19 protein-coding genes and 2 pseudogenes are annotated in these 18,862 nt (G+C 67.4%); 14 read left to right on the plus strand and 7 right to left on the minus strand.

Features of this window, described 5'->3' with window-relative positions; translation table 11 throughout:
• The first annotated feature begins 77 nt into the window (after positions 1 to 77).
• The 6 genes from paaA to QFZ46_RS06155 are packed head-to-tail and all read left to right on the plus strand — an operon-like array spanning position 78 to position 4,570.
• Entirely contained in the window at positions 78 to 1,046 is a 969-nt protein-coding gene (gene paaA / locus QFZ46_RS06130) for a 1,2-phenylacetyl-CoA epoxidase subunit PaaA (RefSeq protein ID WP_307359438.1), read from the plus strand.
• Entirely contained in the window at positions 1,046 to 1,348 is a 303-nt protein-coding gene (gene paaB / locus QFZ46_RS06135; RefSeq protein WP_307364507.1) for a 1,2-phenylacetyl-CoA epoxidase subunit PaaB, read from the plus strand. The genes paaA and paaB overlap by 1 nt, the downstream gene beginning before the upstream one ends.
• On the plus strand, positions 1,345 to 2,184 hold the full coding sequence (paaC, locus tag QFZ46_RS06140; RefSeq protein ID WP_307359441.1) for a 1,2-phenylacetyl-CoA epoxidase subunit PaaC: 840 nt from the start codon (positions 1,345 to 1,347) through the stop codon (positions 2,182 to 2,184). Before paaB ends, paaC begins: the two co-directional genes overlap by 4 nt.
• Positions 2,178 to 2,678: a 1,2-phenylacetyl-CoA epoxidase subunit PaaD gene (gene paaD / locus QFZ46_RS06145; protein ID WP_307359444.1), complete on the plus strand. Its 501-nt coding sequence runs from the start codon at positions 2,178 to 2,180 to the stop codon at positions 2,676 to 2,678. Before paaC ends, paaD begins: the two co-directional genes overlap by 7 nt.
• Complete coding sequence (gene paaE / locus QFZ46_RS06150; RefSeq protein ID WP_307359446.1) at positions 2,678 to 3,778, plus strand: 1,2-phenylacetyl-CoA epoxidase subunit PaaE; 1,101 nt, start codon at positions 2,678 to 2,680, stop codon at positions 3,776 to 3,778. The genes paaD and paaE overlap by 1 nt, the downstream gene beginning before the upstream one ends.
• A gap of 21 nt (positions 3,779 to 3,799) precedes the next feature.
• Entirely contained in the window at positions 3,800 to 4,570 is a 771-nt protein-coding gene (locus QFZ46_RS06155) for an enoyl-CoA hydratase/isomerase family protein (protein WP_307359448.1), read from the plus strand.
• Here the strand turns inward: QFZ46_RS06155 and QFZ46_RS06160 are convergent.
• The 3 genes and pseudogenes from QFZ46_RS06160 to coaBC all read right to left on the minus strand — a co-directional run bounded on the left by QFZ46_RS06160 (position 4,557) and on the right by coaBC (position 8,558).
• Positions 4,557 to 5,030, minus strand: coding sequence for a hypothetical protein (locus QFZ46_RS06160; RefSeq protein WP_307359450.1), 474 nt, complete (start codon positions 5,028 to 5,030; stop codon positions 4,557 to 4,559). The genes QFZ46_RS06155 and QFZ46_RS06160 overlap by 14 nt on opposite strands.
• Before the next feature lie 117 nt (positions 5,031 to 5,147).
• A pseudogene (locus QFZ46_RS06165) lies at positions 5,148 to 7,299 on the minus strand (ATP-dependent Clp protease ATP-binding subunit).
• Positions 7,300 to 7,355: 56 nt separating this feature from the next.
• Positions 7,356 to 8,558, minus strand: coding sequence for a bifunctional phosphopantothenoylcysteine decarboxylase/phosphopantothenate--cysteine ligase CoaBC (gene coaBC, locus QFZ46_RS06170; RefSeq protein WP_307359452.1), 1,203 nt, complete (start codon positions 8,556 to 8,558; stop codon positions 7,356 to 7,358).
• 91 nt (positions 8,559 to 8,649) lie between these two features.
• Between coaBC and QFZ46_RS06175 the strand changes: the two are divergent.
• Positions 8,650 to 10,129: pseudogene (locus QFZ46_RS06175) on the plus strand (peptide MFS transporter).
• A gap of 24 nt (positions 10,130 to 10,153) precedes the next feature.
• Here the strand turns inward: QFZ46_RS06175 and QFZ46_RS06180 are convergent.
• Complete coding sequence (locus tag QFZ46_RS06180; RefSeq protein WP_307359454.1) at positions 10,154 to 10,777, minus strand: TetR/AcrR family transcriptional regulator; 624 nt, start codon at positions 10,775 to 10,777, stop codon at positions 10,154 to 10,156.
• 57 nt (positions 10,778 to 10,834) lie between these two features.
• Here QFZ46_RS06180 and QFZ46_RS06185 point away from each other — a divergent pair, with 57 nt between their 5' ends.
• Both QFZ46_RS06185 and QFZ46_RS06190 read left to right on the plus strand, forming a co-directional pair.
• Complete coding sequence (locus tag QFZ46_RS06185) at positions 10,835 to 11,779, plus strand: NAD(P)-dependent alcohol dehydrogenase (protein ID WP_307359456.1); 945 nt, start codon at positions 10,835 to 10,837, stop codon at positions 11,777 to 11,779.
• Positions 11,780 to 11,832: 53 nt separating this feature from the next.
• Positions 11,833 to 12,537: an NRDE family protein gene (locus tag QFZ46_RS06190; RefSeq protein WP_307359457.1), complete on the plus strand. Its 705-nt coding sequence runs from the start codon at positions 11,833 to 11,835 to the stop codon at positions 12,535 to 12,537.
• An 11-nt stretch (positions 12,538 to 12,548) separates the two neighbouring features.
• On the opposite strand, the gene QFZ46_RS06195 is transcribed toward QFZ46_RS06190, so the two are convergent.
• Positions 12,549 to 13,514 (minus strand): GlxA family transcriptional regulator, encoded by a 966-nt coding sequence (locus QFZ46_RS06195; RefSeq protein WP_307359459.1) that lies wholly within the window; start codon positions 13,512 to 13,514, stop codon positions 12,549 to 12,551.
• Positions 13,515 to 13,623: 109 nt separating this feature from the next.
• Between QFZ46_RS06195 and QFZ46_RS06200 the strand changes: the two genes are divergently transcribed.
• On the plus strand, positions 13,624 to 13,785 hold the full coding sequence (locus QFZ46_RS06200) for a hypothetical protein (protein ID WP_307359463.1): 162 nt from the start codon (positions 13,624 to 13,626) through the stop codon (positions 13,783 to 13,785).
• Between the two features lie 28 nt (positions 13,786 to 13,813).
• Positions 13,814 to 14,347, plus strand: coding sequence for a hypothetical protein (locus QFZ46_RS06205; protein ID WP_307359465.1), 534 nt, complete (start codon positions 13,814 to 13,816; stop codon positions 14,345 to 14,347).
• Positions 14,348 to 14,383: 36 nt separating this feature from the next.
• Here the strand turns inward: QFZ46_RS06205 and QFZ46_RS06210 are convergent, their stop codons facing one another.
• Together QFZ46_RS06210 and QFZ46_RS06215 are read right to left on the minus strand one after the other, a co-directional pair.
• On the minus strand, positions 14,384 to 15,601 hold the full coding sequence (locus QFZ46_RS06210; RefSeq protein ID WP_307359467.1) for a glycosyltransferase family 4 protein: 1,218 nt from the start codon (positions 15,599 to 15,601) through the stop codon (positions 14,384 to 14,386).
• Between the two features lie 11 nt (positions 15,602 to 15,612).
• Entirely contained in the window at positions 15,613 to 16,854 is a 1,242-nt protein-coding gene (locus QFZ46_RS06215) for a glycosyltransferase (RefSeq protein ID WP_373457636.1), read from the minus strand.
• A 137-nt stretch (positions 16,855 to 16,991) separates the two neighbouring features.
• Here QFZ46_RS06215 and QFZ46_RS06220 point away from each other — a divergent pair, with 137 nt between their 5' ends.
• Genes QFZ46_RS06220 through QFZ46_RS06230 form a run of 3 tightly spaced genes read left to right on the plus strand, consistent with a single transcriptional unit; the run spans position 16,992 to position 18,721 of the window.
• Entirely contained in the window at positions 16,992 to 17,579 is a 588-nt protein-coding gene (locus QFZ46_RS06220) for a hypothetical protein (protein ID WP_307359468.1), read from the plus strand.
• 45 nt (positions 17,580 to 17,624) lie between these two features.
• Positions 17,625 to 18,068 (plus strand): MarR family winged helix-turn-helix transcriptional regulator, encoded by a 444-nt coding sequence (locus tag QFZ46_RS06225; protein WP_307359470.1) that lies wholly within the window; start codon positions 17,625 to 17,627, stop codon positions 18,066 to 18,068.
• Positions 18,065 to 18,721: a hypothetical protein gene (locus tag QFZ46_RS06230; protein ID WP_307359473.1), complete on the plus strand. Its 657-nt coding sequence runs from the start codon at positions 18,065 to 18,067 to the stop codon at positions 18,719 to 18,721. The genes QFZ46_RS06225 and QFZ46_RS06230 overlap by 4 nt, the downstream gene beginning before the upstream one ends.
• Positions 18,722 to 18,862: the final 141 nt, after the last annotated feature.

Genomic DNA, 18,862 nt, shown 5'->3' on the forward strand with positions numbered 1-18,862 from the left:
CCGCACACTGCGTGCGGGCGCGGCTCACTTATGGGAGAATTACTGAACGTACGGTCAGGAAAGACGAAGGAGTCGCGATGGCCACCCTTGATGTCGCCGCTGAACCCTCCGCCGAGCAGCGCCGGTTCGACGAGATCATCGCCGCCGACTCGCGCATCGAGCCGCGCGACTGGATGCCGGATGCCTACCGCCGCGCGCTGATCCGTCAGATCGGGCAGCACGCGCACTCCGAGATCATCGGCATGCAGCCCGAGGGCAACTGGATCACTCGCGCCCCGAGCCTCAAGCGCAAGGCGATCCTGATGGCGAAGGTGCAGGACGAGGCCGGCCACGGCCTCTACCTCTACTCGGCCGCGCAGACGCTCGGCATCACCCGCGACGAGATGACCATGCAGCTCATCGAGGGCAAGGCGAAGTATTCGTCGATCTTCAACTACCCCACCCCGACCTGGGCCGACATGGGTGCGATCGGGTGGCTCGTCGACGGCGCGGCGATCTGCAACCAGGTGCCGTTGTGCCGTGCCTCCTACGGACCGTACGGGCGAGCGATGATCCGCATCTGCAAGGAGGAGTCGTTCCACCAGCGACAGGGCTTCGAGATCCTGCTGGCGCTGATGCAGGGATCGGATGCGCAGCGCGAGATGGCGCAGGATGCTGTGAACCGCTGGTACTGGCCGAGCCTGATGATGTTCGGCCCTCCCGATGGCGACTCGCCCAACTCGGCGCAGTCAATGGCGTGGAACATCAAACGGTTCTCCAACGACGAACTGCGCCAGCGCTTCATCGGGATGCTGGTGCCGCAGGCCGAGGCGCTCGGCATCGCACTGCCCGACCCGGAGCTGCACTTCGACGAGAAGACCCAGCAGTACGTGGGCGGCGAAATCGACTGGACCGAGTTCTTCGAGGTGCTCGGCGGCAACGGTCCGATGAACGTCGAACGCCTGCGGGCGCGGCGCGAGGCGCACGAAGACGGCGCCTGGGTGCGCGAGGCCGCGGCGGAGTATGCCCGCAAGAAGGCGACACGGAACTCGAAGGAGGCCGCGTGATGGTCAGCACGGAGACTGCCGCCGAGACCTGGCCGCTGTGGGAGGTGTTCGTCCGCGCGAACCGTGGGATGAGCCACGTGCACGCCGGGTCGCTGCATGCGCCAGACGCCGCGCTCGCCGTTCGCAACGCCCGCGACCTGTACACGCGCCGCGGCGAGGGCACATCCATCTGGGTCGTTCCGGCGGACGCCATCACCACGAGCGATCCGGACGCCAAGGGCTCGTTCTTCGAGAGTCCAGCGGGCAAGAACTACCGTCACGCGGTGTACTACACCGCATCCGAGGGGGTGCCGCACCTGTGAGCGACTCCCGTCCGCTCCCGCACGTCACGGTCGACGAGGTGGAGCTCTCCGCCGAACTCACCGGCGACGCCGACGCCACCGCGACTCCGGCCGTCGCCGAGTACGCGCTCTGGCTCGGCGACGACGCACTGATCCTGTCGCAGCAGCTCGGCGGATGGATCGCGCACGCGCCCGAGCTCGAAGAGGACGTCGCGCTCGGCAACATCGCGATCGATCTGCTTGGTCACGCGCGCTCGTTGCTGCACTATGCCTCTACAGCCTGGGCCGGCACCGCCGACGGCCGCAGCGAGGACGACCTGGCGTACTTCCGCGATGAGCCGGAGTTCCGCAGCGCCTGGCTCTTCGAGCAGCCCAACGGAGACTTCGCTCAGACGATCGCACGGCAGCTCGCGGCATCCGTCTACATGTTCGAGCTCTACTCGGCTCTCCGGGCGTCGAAGGATGCGACGCTCGCCGCGGTCGCCGAGAAGGCGCTGAAGGAGGTCGACTACCACCGCGACCACGCCGTGCAGTGGACGCTGCGCCTTGCCGGCGGCACAGAGGAATCGCGACGCCGGATGATCCGCGCGGTACGGGATGTCTGGCCGTACGTCGACGAGCTGTTCCGCGACGAACCGCTGATCGACGAGCTCGACGGCATCGCGGTTCGTCCATCCACGCTGCGTGCCGGATTCGACGCCGTGATCGAGCCGGTCTTCACCGAGGCGGAACTCGACGTCCCCGACGTTCGGGCATCATCCGGCGGCGGACGACGCGGCAGCCACTTCCCCGCCATGGGGCACCTCCTCGCCGAGATGCAGGTCTTGGCCAGACAGCATCCGGGGGCATCATGGTGAGCGCCACGACCACGCGCCGCGAGCATGCCTGGGCGATCGCCGCCACGGTGACCGACCCGGAGATCCCCGTGCTCACGATCGAGGATCTCGGCGTCCTCCGCGACGTGACGCTGGATCGCATGAAAGTGATCGTCACGCTCACCCCCACATACAGCGGATGCCCCGCGCTCGACGCGATGCGCGACGATGTGACGTCTGCGCTGACGGCAGCGGGCTTCGATGACGTCGAGGTGCGCACGACTCTGTCGCCGGCGTGGACGACGGATTGGATGACGGATGCCGGCAAGCAGAAGCTCCATGCCTACGGCATCGCCCCACCGCACGGCCGCGCCGCGCTCGGGCAGGGACCGATCCGGCTGCGGTTGGCGGTGAAGTGCCCTCGTTGCGGATCGCTCGACACCCGCGAGATCGCCCGGTTCGGTTCGACATCGTGCAAGGCGCTCTTCGAGTGCCGCACGTGCCTCGAGCCCTTCGACCACTTCAAGGTGCTGTGATGAGAACCGCGACGCGACGCCGAGGCCGCTTCCACGAACTCGCCGTCTCCGATGTCCGGCCGCTGACGGCGGAGAGCATCGAGGTCACGTTCGCGGTGCCGCCCGAGCTGCAGGGCGACTACGACTATCTTCCCGGGCAGTACGTGGCCCTGCGGGCACACGTCGAAGGGCATGAGGTACGGCGCAGCTACTCGATCTGCCGACCGCCCACCTCCGGCAGTATCAGTGTCGGCATCAAGCGCGACCGTGGCGGGCTGTTCTCGGTCTGGGCGCACGAGAATCTGAAGCCGGGCGACCGCATCGAGGTGATGAGCCCCGAGGGCACGTTCACCACGAACCTGCCTGACCTCGACCATGCGCACATCGCCGGGATCGCCGCCGGCTCCGGCGTGACGCCGATGATGGCGCTGGCATCTCACGTGCTGGCATCCTCGCCGACCGCGCAGTTCAGCCTGATCTACACGAACCGCGCCACGCAGGACGTCATGTTCCTCGACGACCTCGCCGATCTGAAGGATCGCTACCCCGCACGTCTCGCCCTGCACCATGTGCTCTCCCGCGAGCAGCGCACCGCACCGCTGCTCTCCGGGCGCATCGACGCCGAGAAGCTGAACGCGATCCTCGACGACCTGCTGCCGCCGCACACGGTGACCGAGTGGTTCCTGTGCGGGCCGTTCGACCTCGTCGCCCTCTGCCGCGAGACGCTCGAGGGCCGAGGGGTGCCGCACGACAGCATCCGCTTCGAGTTGTTCACGAGCGACGCCGACGGCCCGCGCATCGATCGTGGACGGCCCGTCGTCGTCAGCGAGGGCGACGAGATGCGCCTGATCGAGTTCACCCTCGACGGGCTGTCATCGACGGTCGAGTCGCCGGTACCCGCGAACGAGGCGATTCTGGATGCTGCGCTGCGAGTACGCGGCGACGTGCCGTTCGCGTGCGCAGGAGGAGTCTGCGGCACGTGCCGCGCGCGGCTGATCGAGGGCGAGGTGCGGATGACGCAGAACTACGCGCTCGAGCCCGACGAGATCGAGCGCGGATACATCCTCACCTGTCAGTCCCACCCGACGACGAAGAACGTCGTCGTCGACTACGACACCTGATCGCCCGATGAAGGAGCCCTCATGATCGAGCTGACCATCGCCGACGGGGTCGCCCACGTCGTGCTGAACGCGCCGGAGAAGCGCAATGCGCTCGACGTCGCCGCTCTGGCCGACCTCGGCGCGGCCTACGACGAGGCCGCAGCGGCCGGCGTGCGGGCGCTGGTGCTGCGCGGCGAGGGCGCGGGATTCTGCGCGGGGCGCGACATCGCCGGTGTCGACCCTGTCACCGACGATGTGACCGGGTACCTCGAGGGCAGGGTCACTCCGTTGCTGCAGAAGATGTCGGCATTCCCCGCCCCCACGTTCGCCGCCGCGCACGGCGCATGCCTCGGCGTCGGACTCGGCCTGTTGATCGCCACAGACGTCGTGTACGTCGCCGACACCGCGAAGATCGGATCGCCGTTCGCCGCGCTCGGCGCGACGCTGGACTCCGGCGGGCACGCATTGTTCTTCGAGCGGCTCGGAGCGCACAAGACGCTCGACCTGATCTACACCGGCCGGCTGATGAGCGGCACCGAGGCAGTGCAGTCCGGGTTGTTCTCACGGGTGCTGCCGGCCACCGAAGTCGTTGCGGCGACGGATGCCGCGGCAACCAGCGCCGCCATCGGCGCGACCCGGGCGTTCCTCGCCAGCAAACGACTGATCGCCAGGCTGCGCGACGAGCGTCTCGCGCTGTGGGATGCCGTGGCCGAGGAGAACGCGAACCAGGCGTCGCTGCGCGACACCGCCGACTACCACGAGGGCTTCGCGGCGTTCCAGCAGAAGCGCAAGGCGGAGTTCACGGGGCGCTGAGCAATGGCGGCTTCGCACTGCGCGACTGCACGACCCCGAAGATCGCGGTCGTGATCGTCCCCAGCCAGCCGATGACGACGGCCGCCATCGCGGCGGCGAAGAAAATCGATGACGCATCGCTGCTCATCCATCCCCACGTCGAGAGCACCGAGCCGAACGGAGGCGAGTCCCCGCCGTCGACGAGCGTGAACATCATGACCAGCAGCGCTCCCCAGGTCACCCAGCTCGCGACGTTGTACAGCACCCGCGTACTGCGGGCCGCCTTCGCGTCACGGTCGAAGAGCACGATGATCGGGGCGATGTACATCGCGATCACCACCAGCGGGCCGATGATCATGGCGACGAGCATCATCCACCCCATCGGCGCGCCAAGGAGCCCCCGCCCGAACACCACGAGCGCCGGCAGCAGCACAGGTGCTATCCACTGGAAGACACGGACGAACCGACCGGAGAGTCTCATGCCGTCGACCCTATCGCCCCAGCGGTGCCGACCCAGCGCGAGAAGGAAGCTGCTGCATGAGAAGGCATCACGGAGAGCCCTTCTCATGCAGGAGATGCCGTCTCGCCCGCTGGCCGCCTATGCCGAGGTCAGCACCAGCCCCGAGCCGTCCGCGGCCACGTCGACCCGAACGGAGTCACCGTCGCGCACGCCGCCCGAGAGCAGGGCCGTCGCCAGCTTGTTCTGCACCTCGTTCGTGATGAGCCTGCGCAGCGGGCGCGCGCCGTACACCGGGTCGTATCCCCGTTCGGCGAGCCACGACCGTGCATCGGGCGTGACCGCGAGGGTGAGCCGGCGCTCGCGCAGCCGCGTGTGCAGCTGGTCGATCGCGAGCTCGACGATCTGGGCCAGGTCGTCCTCCGTGAGCGCCTGGAAGATCACGATGTCGTCGAGACGGTTCACGAACTCCGGCTTGAACGACTGACGCACCAGCGCCATGACGCTCTCGCGCTTGTCGTCGAGCGACAGCGTCGGATCGATGAGGATCGGCGAACCGAGGTTGGAGGTGAGGATCAGGATGACGTTCGAGAAGTCGACCGTGCGTCCCTGCCCGTCGGTCAGGCGACCGTCGTCCATGACCTGCAACAGCACGTCGAAGACCTCGGGGTGCGCCTTCTCCACCTCGTCCAGCAGTACGACGCTGTACGGGCGGCGACGGACCGCCTCGGTGAGCTGACCACCCTGCTCGTACCCGACATAGCCAGGAGGGGCACCGACAAGCCGCGAGACGGTGTGCTTCTCGCCGTACTCCGACATGTCGATGCGCACCATGGCGTGCTCGTCGTCGAACAGGAACTCGGCGAGCGCCTTGGCGAGCTCTGTCTTTCCCACGCCGGTCGGGCCGAGGAACAGGAACGATCCGGTCGGGCGGCCGGGGTCGCTGATACCCGCTCGGGAGCGGCGGACCGCATCAGACACCGCCTGCACGGCATCCTTCTGCCCGATCAGGCGCTTGCCGAGCTCGGCCTCCAGGTGCAGCAGCTTCTCGGTCTCGCCCTGCAGCAGACGCCCGACGGGAATGCCGGTCCACGCCGCGATCACGCCCGCGATATCGGCTTCGGTGACCTGGTCGCCCACCATGCGATCCTCGCCGTCTTCGGACTCCTCCGACTGCTCCGCCTCGATCAGCTCGCGCTCCAACGCGGGGATCTCGGCGTACAGCAGTCGCGACGCCTTCTCGAGATTGCCCTCGCGCTGTGCGCGTTCGGCGTCGCTGCGGGCAGCATCCAACCTGGTCTTGAGGTCGCCGACCTTGTTCAGCGAGGCACGCTCGCGCTCCCACCGCTCCTGCAGCTCGCCGAGGCGCGACTGCTCGGAGGCGAGGTCCTCGCGCAGTGTGGCGAGACGCTCCTTCGAGGCGGCGTCCTTCTCCCTCTTGAGCGCGAGCTCTTCGAGCTTCAGCCGATCGACATGACGGCGCAGCTCGTCGATCTCGACCGGGGCAGAGTCGATCTCCATGCGCAGTCGGGATGCGGCCTCGTCGATGAGGTCGATGGCCTTGTCCGGCAGCTGCCGGCTCGGGATGTACCGGTTGGAGAGGGATGCCGCGGCGACCAGCGCGCTGTCGGAGATCGCGACCTTGTGGTGCGCCTCGTAGCGTTCCTTGAGTCCGCGGAGGATCGCGATGGTGTCCTCGACCGAGGGCTCGCCGACGTAGACCTGCTGGAAACGGCGTTCGAGCGCGGCATCCTTCTCGATGAACTCGCGGTACTCGTTCAGCGTCGTCGCGCCGATCAGCCGCAGCTCACCACGGGCGAGCATGGGCTTGAGCATGTTGGATGCTGCGACCGACCCCTCGCCTCCGCCCGGCACCCATGAGCGTGTGCAGCTCGTCGATGAACGTGATGACCTGGCCGTCGGACTCGGTGATCTCTTTGAGCACCTGCTTCAGGCGCTCCTCGAACTGACCGCGATACATGGCACCGGCGACGAGGGCGGAGATGTCGAGCGTGATGAGCTCTTTGTCCTTGAGGGACTCCGCGACGTCCCCCGCGACGATCCGCTGCGCCAATCCCTCCACGACGGCGGTCTTCCCGACACCTGGCTCGCCGATCAGCACGGGGTTGTTCTTCGTGCGGCGGGTGAGCACCTGGCTGACGCGCCTGATCTCACTGTCACGCCCGATCACCGGATCGAGCTTGCCCTGGCGGGCACGATCGGTCAGGTTGATGCCGAACTGCTCGAGGGCGGACTGCTGGTCGTCTTGCTGCGGCTGTGCGGGGTTGGTCATCGTGTCCTCCTGGACTGCTCCTCTTCAAAGTTGAGTGGTGATGACTCAACTTTACCTCAACTGCGACTTTTATGCACAGCGTCCCAGATGGCACGAGCGACCTGGCGCTTCGATCCCTCGGCGGATGCGACGACCGCACCTTCGGCTCCGATGATCTCGATCGCATTGTCGGACTTCTCGAAGCCGTGCTCGGCATCCGCAAGGTTGACCGCGAGCAGATCGACACCCTTGCGCTCGCGCTTGCGACGGGCGCGCTCGCGCCGCTCTTCCGCATCGAGCAGGGTCTCAGCCGCGAAGGCCACGATCGTCTGCCCCTGCGGGCGGGACGCCGCGAGCCCCGCGACGATGTCGGCGTTCTCCACCAGCTCGATGCGGTCGAGGGGACCGCCCTCCTTGGTCAGCTTCTGATCCGACGCGTGGGCCGGCCGATAGTCTGCGACGGCGGCGGCCATGATCACGACATCAGCCGATGCCGCAGCATCCGCCATCGCATCACCGAGCTGCGCAGCAGTGCCCACCGTGCGCACACGGATACGCGGATGCCGTGCCTCGGCGAGCACGTCGGCCGCGACGTTCGCGGCGACCAACTCGACATCGGCGCCGCGCTCTGCGGCTTCGGCGGCGAGCGCCATGCCCTGCCTTCCACTCGAGCGATTGCCGAGGAAGCGCACCGGATCGATCGGCTCGCGCGTTCCCCCTGCCGAGACGACCACCCGCAGTCCCGCGAGATCCTGCGGGCCGAGCAGCGCGAGGGCGGCGTCGACGATCTCCTCCGGTTCGAGCATCCGCCCCGGACCCGAATCTCCACCTGTCAGCTCTCCGTCACCGGGACCGAGGACGTTGACCCCGCGCTCGCGCAGGGTCTGGATATTCGCCTGAGTGGCCGGATGCCGCCACATCTCGGTGTGCATCGCGGGGGCGATCGCCACCGGAGCGGTTGTCGCCAGCAGGGTCGTGCCCAGCAGGTCGTCGGCGAGCCCCGCGGTCATCTTCGCGATCGTATTCGCGGTGGCGGGGGCGACGATCACCAGCTCTGCCGCCTGTCCGAGCGCGACGTGACGCACCTTCGCCACGTCGTCATGCACGCTCGTCGTGACAGGGTTGCGGCTGATCGCCTCCCAGGTCGGCGCGCCGACGAAGCGCAGCGCATCCTCGGTGGGGATCACGGTGACCTCGTGGCCCGCCTTGATGAGCAGTCGAACCAGATGAACGGTCTTGTACGCGGCGATGCCGCCAGTGACTCCGACGACGATGTTCATGCTTCGATTCTGCCCTGTGTCGACTCAGCGGGGGCAGCCGATGCGAATCGATCCGTGACGACGGGAGCGCGAAAGCGTAACGTGGCGGGATATGAGCACTCCTCCTCCTGCTTCCTCGACGCCCGCCGCCGGGTCCGCAGACAAGGGCTTCTTCGGCCACCCTCGCGCGCTCGCCCATGTCTTCGGCGTGGAGATGTGGGAGCGGTTCAGCTTCTACGGCATGCAGGGCATCCTGCTCATCTACCTCTACTACTCCGTCGCAGACGGCGGCCTCGGCATGCCCGAGACGGTGGCGGCCGGCGTCGTCGGCGCGTATGGGCGGTGCCGTCTACCTGTCGACGATCCTCGGTGCATGGATCGCCGACAGACTGCTCGGGGCGGAGCGCGTGCTCTTCTTCAGCGCGATCGTCATCGTGATAGGACACGTCACACTGGCGCTGCTCCCCGGGTTCGTCGGCGTCGGCGTGGGTCTCGTCCTCGTGGCCATCGGCTCCGGCGGGCTGAAGGCGACCGCGACCTCGGTCGTCGGCACGCTCTACTCCCCAGACGACACCCGCCGCGACGGCGGCTTCTCGCTCTTCTACCTCGGCATCAATCTCGGCGGATTCCTCGGCCCGCTGTTGACAGGACTGCTGCAGTCGACGCTCGGCTTCCATTGGGGCTTCGGGCTCGCCGCGGTCGGGATGACCGCGGGTCTCGTGCAGTACTCGTTCGGTCGGCGCGGCCTTCCGAAAGAAGCGGGGGCGGTGCCGAATCCACTTCCCAGACGCGGGTATCCGCTCGTCGGAGGTATCGCGGCGGCAGCCCTGGTCCTCATCGTCGTGCTCGTCCTCGTCGGCGTGATCCGCGCCGACAACCTCGCCCTCGTCGTCATCATCACGGTCATCGCCGCGACGATCGCGTACTTCACCGTGATCCTCAGCAGTCAGAGAGTCACCCCCGTCGAGCGCAGCCGCGTGTGGGCATTCGTACCGCTGTTCCTCACCTCTGTCGCGTTCTGGTCGCTGTACCAGCAGCAGTTCACGGTGCTCACCGTCTATTCCGACAAGCGCCTGAACCGTGACCTCTTCGGCTGGGAGATGCCGGTGTCATGGGTGCAGTCGATCAACCCGGTGTTCATCATCGTGCTCTCTGGCGTCTTCGCCTGGCTCTGGACGCGCCTCGGCGATCGCCAGCCGTCGACGCCGGTGAAGTTCGCCCTCGGCGCGATCATCATGGGCGGCGCCTTCCTGCTGTTCCTGCCCTTCGCCGGGGGTGGCGAGAACTCGACGCCGATGCTGGCGATCATCGGCATCCTGTTCGCCTTCACCGTCGCCGAGTTGCTGCTCTCGCCCGTTGGCTTGTCCGTGACGACGAAACTCGCCCCGCAGGCATTCCACACGCAGATGGTGGCCCTGTTCTTCCTGTCCGTGTCGCTCGGCACCGCATTGGCCGGTCAGCTCGCGACCTTCTACGACCCGACCAACGAGGTTCCGTACTTCCTCACGCTCGGGCTCATTGCGGCAGCGGTCGGCGTCGCCCTGCTGCTCGCAGCCAAGCCCGTCCTGCGCCTCATGAAGGGCGTGCGGTAAGCGTCCGGCGGGCCCGGCACTCGCTCAGAGAGCCGCGACGTCGAGCGAAAGCGCCACGTGCGGGGGGAGCGGCGCGGCTGCACTGGCGCGGAAGGATTGCAGCAGATAACCCGTCAGCCGCCGCGACGCCGCGGGCGCCGCGTCTCCGGCGCCCGCACGAACTCCCGAGTTCGCGAGCAGGATCAGCATCAGGTCAGACGTCGAGAAATCGGCCCTGAGGTCGCCGGACTCCTTCGCGCGGCGAGTCAGCTCGGCGAAGGTCGATTCGGCGTGGTCGCGCAGCGCACCGAAATCCGACGTGCCGGGGAGTGCCGAAACGAGCGCAGCGGAGAACCCCCGGTCGTGCGCCTGCATCTCGCACACCTCCTCGATCACCCGGCAGAACGCACGCCACGGATCAGGATCGGCGAGTGCATCGTCGAGCATTCCAACGCACTCCCCCATCGGAGCGGCGAACGACTCGGCGACGAGATCGCCCTTCGAGGGGAAGTGTCGATACAACGTGGCGACGCCGAGCCCCGCGCGCCGGGCGACCGCGCTCATCGACACCCCCAGGCCCTGATCCCTGAACGCCTGCCGTGCGACTTCGAGAAGCTGCGCGTGATTCGCGGCGGCATCCGCGCGCAACCGAGTCGATTTCGTGGTCATGCTCTCACTTTACGCGAAACGGAGTGGTCGCTCCGTTTCGGATGTTAGACATGAAGCATGACTTCAGATTCCATGCGTCTGGCCAGCTACGACAGGTACGGACCAGCGGACGTGCTCCACGAAGTGACCGGGCCGCTCCCCCGCGTGCGACCAGGAGAAGTGTTGATCAGGGTCCGTGCGCTCTCGGTCAACGGCGGCGAGTTGGCGATGCGAGCAGGACGACTGCGGCCGTTCAGCGGCAATCGATTCCCCAAGCAGGTCGGGCTCGACGTCGTGGGTGACGTCGTCGATCCGGGTGCATCCCGATTCGCCGTCGGCGACCTCGTCTGGGGCATCGGAGGGATGCCCCTCTCCACAGCAGCAGAATATGCAGCCATCCGCCCCGATCGGCTCGGCCTGGTCCCGGATGGACTGGATGCGGTACAGGCCGCAGCACTCCCCGCGGGCACGACCGCGATCACCGCGCTCCGCGACAAGGCAGCCCTGGCGCCCGGCGAGCGACTGCTGGTGCGCGGGGCGACGGGCGGAGTCGGATACGTCGCCGTCCAACTCGGCAAGGCGATGGGCGCCCACGTGACCGGCCTGGCGAGCGCGCCCAATCTCGATCTCGTGCGAGAACTGGGCGCGGACGAAGCGATCGACTACCGCCACCCCGGCGAGCTGGGGCAGTTCGACGTCATACTCGACACGGTCGGCACCGATCTGGCCGCGTTCCGGCGCCTGCTGGCCCCCGACGGTCGGATGGTCGCGATCTCGTTCGACCTCGACCACCCAGTTCGCTCTCTCGGATACATCGCTGCGAACTCGGTTCGGCGCACTCGCTGGGCACGATTCTTCAGCGGCGATCCGAAGACTCCGCTCTTCGCTGAACTGGGCAGGTGGGTCTCCGCCGGCGCGATCCGCCCGCAGGTCGATCGCGTGTTCCCACTGTCGGACATCGCCGGAGCCCATCGCGCGTTGGAGCGCGGAGGCGTCCGCGGCAAGGTCGTGATCGAGATCTGAGCACATCGGGTGGCCGCCCACCCGTGGTCGGAAGCACACCTAGACTGGGTCGCGTGTGCACCGTCGTGATCGATGTCGCTGAGCCAGGAGGGTCGCGGCTTCTCGCGATCCGCGATGAAGATCCGGAGCGCGCATGGGATCCGCTCGGCGCATGGTGGCCGGAGCGCTATCCGGGAGTGATCGGGATCCGTGATCGCCGGGCGGGCGGTGCATGGCTTGCAGCGGACCGGAGCGCCGGACGTCTTGCCGTGCTGCTGAACCGGGCAGACACCCTCGACCTCCCCGAGGACCAGGTGCTCAGCCGTGGCAGCCTCGCGCTGGAATCCGTCGCCGGTCGCTCACCGACGGCGCCGTTGCGGATGCACGGATTCAATCTTCTCGAGGTCGGGCCGGATGCTGCGCGCGTGCTGTCGTGGGACGGTGAGAGGCTGAGTGAGACGCCGGTGCCGACGGGCGTGCATATGATCGCGCATGACGGGCTCGACGACCCTGCCACAGCCCGCATCGCCCGGTGGCTGCCGGAGTTCAGAGCCCATGCAGCCGAGTCGGACGACTGGGAAGCCGAGTGGGTCGAGGTACTTGCGGCATCCGCTGCGCTCGATCCCACAGATGACGCGGCGATCATCAGGGACAACCGTCCGCACGGCTATCCGACGCAATCGCTCCTGTACTGCCTGGCGGCGATCGGTCACACGGGGCTCGACGTGCGCGAGGCAGACCTGGCCGCGCCGGGCCATTGGTCGCGCCCCGGAGACTGAGCGGGTCAGGGTCAGGCAGCGGGTTCGTCCACGCATGCGAACTTCGCGCGGTACGCGGTCGGCGTCGTCGCCAGCACCCGTGAGAAGTTCTGCCGCAGCACCGCCGCAGAACCGAAGCCGCACTCGACGGCGATCGCGTCCAGACCCAGATCGGAGCGCTCGAGCAGTCGCTGCGCGTGGATGATGCGCTGCCTGGCCAGCCACGACGCCGGCGTCGCGCCGTGCTCGGCCTTGAAACGCCGCGCGAACGTGCGCGGCGACATGTGCGCACGCGACGCGAGTTGATCGACGGTCAGTTCCTCGCGGAGATTTCCGATCGCCCACTCGGTGACAGCGACGAGCGAATCGGTCTGCGCAACGGGCAGCGGCCGATCGATGTACTGCGCCTGGCCGCCGTCGCGCTGCGGCGGCACGACCATGCGACGCGCGACGCGGTTGGTGAGTTCAGCGCCGATCTCCTGCCGCAGCAGGTAAAGGCAGGCGTCGAGACCGGCCGCCGTGCCCGCGCTCGTGATGATGCGGCCGTCCTGGACGAACAGCACGTCGGGATCGACGTCTATCTGCGGATACATCGACGCCATCACGTCGGCGTACATCCAGTGCGTCGTCGCACGGCGACCATCGAGCACGCCCGCCTGCGCGATGACGAACGACCCGCTGCAGATGGTGAGCAGCCACGCCCCTCTGGCATCCGCATCGCGCACGACCTCGAGAACACGAGGGTCAGTGTCGCCCCACCACTCGCGCGGAATCGGGCAGACCACGACGAGATCGGCCTCGTACGCGAAGGAGAGGTCATCCTCGACGTTGATGGAGAAGCCGATCTTCGAGGTCACTTTGCCCGGATCGGCGGTGACGACGCGGAAGTCGAAGTTCGGCACGCCGTCATCCGTACGATCGAGGCCGAACGCTTCGCAGGCGACGCCGAACTCGAAGGGGGCGAACCCGTCTTGGACGATACAGGCGACAGTCTTCATGAGCGCTCCTTCGACGTGGATCCTGATGACGCCAGTTTGGCAGTTTTTCGATGATCTATGTCGATTCTGCCACTCGTGACGTTAAAGCACCATACGTAGCATTTCTGCCATGGTCATCATCATCCTCCTTGCAGCACTCGCCCTCACCGGTCTCGTTGCGACTCTCGTCGAACTGCGTCGGGATGGCTTCCATGCTGTCGCAACGGACTGGACTCGCGTGGCAGAGCGCGACAGCATCCAAGACGCAGAATCGACGCCCGCCTACCGCTGACGATCAACAGGCGGTTATGCTCAGCGACATGAGCGACCCGCAGCAGCCTCAGATTCCGCCGTATGCGTCGAACCCGGGGCAGCCTCCTCAGCCTGGGTACCCTGCGCCGGGTACGCCGGCCCCGACCGCGCATCACTACTATCAGGGCGGGGCACCACAGGCCCCACCGGCGCAGCCCCAGTACACCCAGCCCCAGCAGGCGCAGTACGGCCAGCCCGTTTACTCCCCAGCCGCATCCGGGCCTGCCGACTCCAACACTCCGGGCCGCATCGGGTTCATCATCGGCCTCATCGGGCTCGCTGTCAGCCTGCTGACGAACGTGATCATCCAGATCATGATCCGCTCCGCCGACTACCAGTTGATCGGCCTCGTCAGCGGTGCGCTCTCGGTGCTCACGTTCCTCGCTTCGCTGGCGGCTCTCATCTTCGGGCTCATCGGACTCCGTAGAGTCGGCGCTCCTCATGGACTCGCCGGCATCGCGACGGGACTCGGAGGCGCAGGCGTCGTCGGCGCCGGCTTCACCTTCATCCTCAACGCGGTCAGCTCAGTCTTCTACTTCTGAGGCGACAGCGGGCTGCCCTCATAGGTGAGAGCCGTCTCAGTGTGCTCCGACCACGCGTTCGTAGATCTCGATCATCGCCGCGGTGCGCGATGACTGGCGGAACGCCTCTGCGACGTCAGGATCGGGTTTCGGCGCGGCACCTGCGGCGATGTCGGATGCCGCTCGCTGCAGTGTCGCAGCGAGCGCCGTGATGCGCTGGGCTTCGGATGCGGTGCGCCCATCGGCTCCAGGGCCGGGCACTGCCCAGAGCCCGCCGCGCAGCTCACCGGCGATGTCGGGGTCACTGACGATGGTCGGCGTCCCGAGCGTCGCCGCTTCGAACGGCGTCATGCCCTGCGTCTCGAAGCCGATCGAGGTCTGCACCACGGCATCCGCCGCAGCGATCCTCGCGAGCGTCTCGGCGTACGAGAGGCGGCCGGCGAAACGGATGCCGTCATGGCCACGAGCGATCTTCTCAGCGGCACGTCGCTGCGCGCCCCCTCCGATGACCTCGATATCGGCATCCACCCGCGATTCGACGACGGCTTCGAGGAACGGCAGCAGCCGCTTCTCCGGGCTCATGCGCCCGAGCCACACGAAGCGCGGGCGCTGCGGATGCGAAGTCGCGGCGTCCCGTGCAGCGAGCGTCTGGGCCAGCAGCTCGTCGTCGATGCCGTTCCACACCACATCCACGCGCTCGAAGACGCCGTGACGCTCCAGCCGGCGCGCGAAGTGGCCGGACGGTGCCGTGACGGCGTCGGATCCCTGGGCGATGCCACGCAGGAACGCCCACCCGTCGCCGCCCGGGACCGGCCGACCGATCCCCCGCATCGCGATTCGCCGCCAGAGATTGAGCACGGCCAGCACCGGTTTGTGCAGCGGCGTGACGGCGGCCATGCCGACGTCCACCCGGTTGTGCATCGTGTGCACGACGGGGATGCCGTGACGGTGGGCGAAGCGATGCCCGATGAACGCCCCCCAGAAGTCGGCCTGCACGTGCACCAGATCGACAGGCGGCCGGTGGGCGCATGCCCGGTCGAGGAAGCGATCGTTGCGCCGCCCCGGCCACGACATGGAGTACTCGCGGTCACCGGTGATCGGGATCGACGGGGTGTCCAGGTAGCCGGCATCCGAGTCTCGCGCCACGTGCATCTTCGGAGCCACCACCGTCACCGTGTGCCCGGCGCGCTCCAGATATCGTCGCTGCAGCCTCATCGACACCTGTGCGCCACCGAGCGACTCCAGGTGCTGATCGCCGAAGAAGACGATGTGCATGGGCGGCCCCGCTATTCCGGCAGTGGTTCGTCGCGGTAGAGCGCTTCGAAGGTGTCGAGAGTGCGGTTGATGTCGTGCACGGCGACGCCGTCGAGCGATGCCTGCTGCATCCGCTCGTACTCTGCGGGCTCTGCAGTCAGCACATCCGTGAGGCGTGCGGCGAGCTCTTCGGCGTTACCCGGTTCGAAGAGGTAGCCGTTCTCACCGTCGTGCACGAGGTGCGGCAGCGCGACAGCATCCGCGGCGACGATCGGCAGCGCCGACGCCATCGCCTCCATGGTCGCGATCGACTGCAGCTCGGCGATCGATGCGATCACGAACAGGCTTGCGCGCGACAGCAGAGCGCGCAGCTCCTCATCAGTGGTGCGGCCGTGGAATGTCACGCGGCCGGCGAGACCGAGCTCGACCGCGAGACGCTCGAGGTTCTTTCGCTGATCCCCACCGCCGACGATGTCGAATGTCGCCTCGAGCGCGGGGTCGAGCTTCGTCATCGCCTGCAGAATGACTTCGATCTGCTTCTCGGCGGTGAGGCGCCCGACGAAGATGATGCGGTTCTTCTCCCGCGGCGCGATGACCGGCGTGTACTGGGTGCGGTCGATCCCGCAGCTGATCGGGATGACGCCGCTGATGTCGATCGTCTTCTCCAGGAAGTCCGCCGCCCGTCGGGTCGGCGTCGTGACCGCCCTGGTGAGCTTGAGCGTGCGCTCCGCGTCGCCCCACGCGAAGTCGATGACCCGGCGGTTGATGAACTCGGGAAGCGCGGTGTGATCGAGGATGTTCTCGGCCATCACGTGGTTGGTCGCCACGACCGGGATGCCGCGCTCGTGGGCGATGCGTGACAGACCGCGACCGATCACGATGTGCGACTGGATGTGCACGACGTCGGGTTTCACGCGGTCGATCACCTTGCGCGCGTAGTGCTTGGAGCGCCACGGCCACACGAACCGCAACCAGTCGTGCGGCGCCCAGCGGACCGATGGCAGACGATGCAGGGTCATCGGTTCGCCCTCGATCACCTCAGTGCGAGGCTCTGCCCGGCGGTACTTCTGGTTCGGCGCCACGACATGCACGTCATGGCCGCGCTGCACGAGGCCGGCCGCCAGACGTTCGGCGAAACGCGCCGCGCCATTGATGTCCGGAGCGAAAGTGTCGCAGCCGATGACGATGCGCAGCGGGCGATCGTTTCCTGCGTGGGTGGACTCGGGGGCGCTCGACGGGTCGATCGGGTCGATCGGAGCGTCAGAGGAGGTCACGGATGGCAGCCTTAAGGTACGCGTCGGAGAAGTGCCCGGTTCAGGGCGCTGGCAACTCTACCCGAGCGGTCTGCACGCCCTCGGGAGGCCAGCCGCAGTCAGAGCGCTCGCGCAGGCTCATCCTCTACCGTGGTGACATGCGCATCGCCAGCACCGCAGACCCGCAGCTCTGGATCCCCGTGACGGATTCATTCGGATGGAAAGGCCGCCGCCATCGCAAAGCGGCGTTGCGGATGCTGATGGGCAATGCCGTGCAGGCAGGCGGCGGTACTCCCGCCCGCGGAACGCGCATCGGCGCCTGGGCCATCAGCCAGCTCGCCCCGGCCATGATGAAGCGCGCTGACGGCCGCGTGCTGGTGTGGACGTGGAAGGCGGATCCGGAGATCGTCGTCGCCATGGCGACGACGCAGGAGCTGACGAACGATGTGCGCAGGGCGCGGGCCATGATGCCCATCGAGTACGACGACACCGAGTCGTTCCCCACTCGTCTCGGCGTCGGCGAGAAGCTCGTGATGTCGTTCCCCGAACAGCCCTCGGCTCTTCCGTTCGCCACGTACACCTGGGACACCGGTACGCATCTGGTCACCCTGTCCGCCGTGGGCGGCTCCCGTGAGACCTTCGGCATGCTCATCCCGGCTCTCGACGATCTGGCTCGCAGCATCCGCATCGCCGGCGACCTCGAGGGCGGCGAGTCACCCGAAGTGCTGCGGATCGACCCCGCCTGAACCCAATTTAGTGAAGTAAGGTAATGATGTAGTACCATCACTACCATGAACCCGTTGCTGCTCGACCGCCTGCTGCAGATCGCCGAGCTGTTCCAGAAGGACATGGCACGCGCATTCGACGGGACTGGGTTGACGCCAGCACGCGTGCATCTTCTGTGGGTGCTGCAGCATGCCGGTCCTTCTACCCAGCAGGCTCTGGCGAAGCTCTGCGCGGTGAGTCCTCGCAACATCACCGGTCTCGTCGACGGGCTGGAGAGTTCGGGTCATGTGCGCCGCACACCCCACCCGACGGACCGCAGGGCCGTGCTGGTCGAGCTGACGCCGAGCGCCGTCACGACGATGACGCGGATGCAGCAGGAGCACGTCGAACTCAACGAGACCCTGATCTCGGCGATCGCTCCGGAAGATCGTGACGCCGTAGAGCGCGGGGTCACCGCTCTCGCGGAGCACTTGGCAGTGCTGGTGGCCGAAGCCGAGAGCGCGACATGAGCACCGTCTCGATCGAGACGGCAGCCCCTTCCCCGTGGCGCCGGTTCCTCTCCCTCGCACACCGCGCACTCCTCGCAGAGTTGCGCATCTACGCCAGCATCGGCCGGGCGATCGCCCGCCGCCCGGCAGTACCCCGCGGCGGCACCGGGATCGGATATCACCGCCCAGTGCTCACCATCCTCATCGTGTTCATCGTGCTGTCGGCGGTCGAGCTGCCGATCATCGATCTGATCGTGCACCGCTGGCCCGCCGTGCGCATCGCATTCCTGATCGTCGGCATCTGGGGCCTGACCTGGATGATCGGGCTGCTCTGCGCGATGCTGCTGCGCCCGCATTCCGTGGGCCCCGACGGCATCCAGGTGCGCAACGGTCTCGAGATCGACGTCGCGCTGCCCTGGGCGGAAGTCGCGTCCGTCGCGATCAACCGGCGCATCGACGAACCCAAGCAGCCGAGGATCATCGGTGCGGAGTACGCCGAGCGGATGCAGGACGAGACGAACATCGAGATCGAGCTGGAACGGCCGTACGCGGTGCGGCTGCCCGGCCTGCCGCCTCGTGGCGGCGAGCACCTCGTCGCCTCGGTGCGGATCTGGGCCGACGACCCACGAGCATTCCTCGACGCCGCCCGCCCGTTCCTCCTCGATGCGGATTGAGGCAGTGCTGCTCATCCATCAGAATGGACGGCGCGCAGGCGTCGTCCATTCTGATGGACTACATTGGCGGAGGCAGCAGCGCGATCGCGTTGTTGAATCCTGACCGCATCTGAGGCGGTCTGCGAAGACGGAAGCGAGGTG

Origin of the sequence: Microbacterium murale (assembly GCF_030815955.1) — a bacterium.
Taxonomy (GTDB): Bacteria; Actinomycetota; Actinomycetes; order Actinomycetales; family Microbacteriaceae; genus Microbacterium; species Microbacterium murale_A.